The sequence below is a fragment of the Roseicyclus sp. genome (assembly GCF_052168335.1).
In the GTDB taxonomy this organism is placed as follows: Bacteria; Pseudomonadota; Alphaproteobacteria; order Rhodobacterales; family Rhodobacteraceae; genus Roseibacterium.
The window spans coordinates 1-1,577 of sequence record NZ_JBQLZP010000068.1 but is presented as its reverse complement, the minus strand read 5'-3'; the positions used below and the strand labels follow the sequence as shown (position 1 = coordinate 1,577).

General features: G+C 72.5%; 2 protein-coding genes and 1 pseudogene. 2 read left to right on the top strand and 1 reads right to left on the bottom strand.

What is annotated here, in order from left to right:
• A pseudogene (locus ACTS11_RS02325) lies at window positions 1-139 on the bottom strand (TraR/DksA family transcriptional regulator); the annotation flags it as partial.
• Between the two features lie 260 nt (window positions 140-399).
• On the opposite strand from ACTS11_RS02325, the gene ACTS11_RS02320 reads away from it, so the two are divergent.
• Both ACTS11_RS02320 and ACTS11_RS02315 read left to right on the top strand, forming a co-directional pair.
• Window positions 400-831, top strand: a complete 432-nt coding sequence (locus ACTS11_RS02320; protein ID WP_442638739.1) for a TIGR01244 family sulfur transferase — start codon at window positions 400-402, stop codon at window positions 829-831.
• Window positions 828-1,577 (top strand): DMT family transporter (locus tag ACTS11_RS02315; protein WP_442638738.1); only part of this gene is annotated, 750 nt, incomplete at its 3' end. The genes ACTS11_RS02320 and ACTS11_RS02315, both read left to right, overlap by 4 nt.

Sequence of the window (1,577 nt, the reverse complement as noted above, 5' to 3'; positions counted from 1 at the left end):
GCTCGAGCACCTCGTCGCCCTCGCGCTCGACGGCGAGTTCCTCCCAGTCCTTCGACTGGTGGCTGTCGAGTTCCTCCTCGATCTCCTGCAGGCGCTCCGTGAGCGCGGCGAGACGATCCTCGAGCTGCTGACGCCGCATTGCGAGATCGGTCATGTCTTCCTCCTTGGCAGGGCTTCCCCCCGCGCCCCCCCGGCGCGTGCGTCCGGAAGGTCGTCCGGTGGGAAGCGCGCACCCTCACCCTGCGGCGGGCGGGGGCCCGCTGCCTTGACCTCGATCAACACCGGCCTGCGGCATCGGGTTCCGCCGCTCCGCCGCGCGTCGCCCGCCCTTTTCCTCCCCCGGCACTTCCGGCAGAGTGCGCGGGCCACAGGAACGAACCGACAGAGGACGCCCCGCCCATGGACCTCCGACCGATCGCAGACGGCTACAGCGTCGCCCCGCAGCTTCAGCCCTCCGACATGGAGGCGCTGGCGGCCGAGGGCGTGACCACCGTGATCTGCAACCGTCCCGACGCGGAGAACCCGCCCCCGCTCCAGGCCGCCGCCATGCAGGAGGCGGCCGAGCGCGCGGGCCTCGCCTTCGTCTTCAACCCGGTCACGGGCGGCGCGCTGACCGAGGACAACGTCGAGGAGCAGGCCGAGGCCATCGCCGCCTCCGAGGGTCCGGTCGTCGCCTACTGCGCCTCGGGCAACCGCTCGACCATCGTCTGGGCGCTCGGCGTCGCGGGCGAAGTGCCGGTCGACGAGATCCTGACGCGCGCCCGCTCGGGCGGCTACGACCTCGGCTGGCTCCGCCCGCAGCTCGAGGCGCTCGCCGCGCAGCGCGGGTGACACGCCTCTCGCCGACGGCGCAGGGCATCTTGCTGATGCTCTGCGCCATCTCGCTCTTCTCGCTCATGGATGCGATGGCCAAGGGGCTGACCGCCCGCTACGAGGTCGTGCAGGTCCTCTGGGCGCGCTACGCGGGCATGGTGGCGGTGGTCCTCGTCGTCCTCGCGCCGCGCGTCGGCCCCCTTCTGCGAACGCGGCACCTGGGGCTGCAACTCCTGCGCTCGGGCTTCCTCTTCGGCGCGACCTGGTGCTTCTTCACGGCACTCAGCCAGATGCCCATGGCGGCGGCGACGGCGGTGATGAACGTGCATCCCGTCCTCCTGACACTCGGCGCCGCACTGATCCTGAAGGAGGCGCTGGGCCCCCGGCGCATCGTCGGGATCGCGGCGGCGCTGACCGGCGCACTCGTCATCATCCGGCCCGGGGCGGAGGTCTTCTCGCCCGCCGCGGTCCTGCCGCTGGGGGCGGGCATCTGCTACGCGAGCTACGCGCTCACCACCCGGTTTCTCGGGCGGGACGAGCCGATCCTGACCTCCTTCCTCTACACCGGCCTCATCGGCGCCTTCGTGGCGAGCCTCCTCGTGCCGCCGGTCTGGACGACGCCCCCACCTCTCGATGCCGGGCTCTTCCTGCTGCTCGGCGCGCTCGGGGCGGCGGGGCAGTTCCTCCTGATCCGCTCGCTCACGCTGGCCGAGGCGGGGGCGGTCGCGCCTTTCGGCTATGCGGGCGTGCTGCTCGCCACGGTG

What these genes read in the sequence shown, in the direction of transcription:
- ACTS11_RS02320 (WP_442638739.1), top strand. Translation starts at nt 400, where the DNA reads ATGGACCTCCGACCGATCGCAGACGGCTACAGCGTCGCCCCGCAGCTT.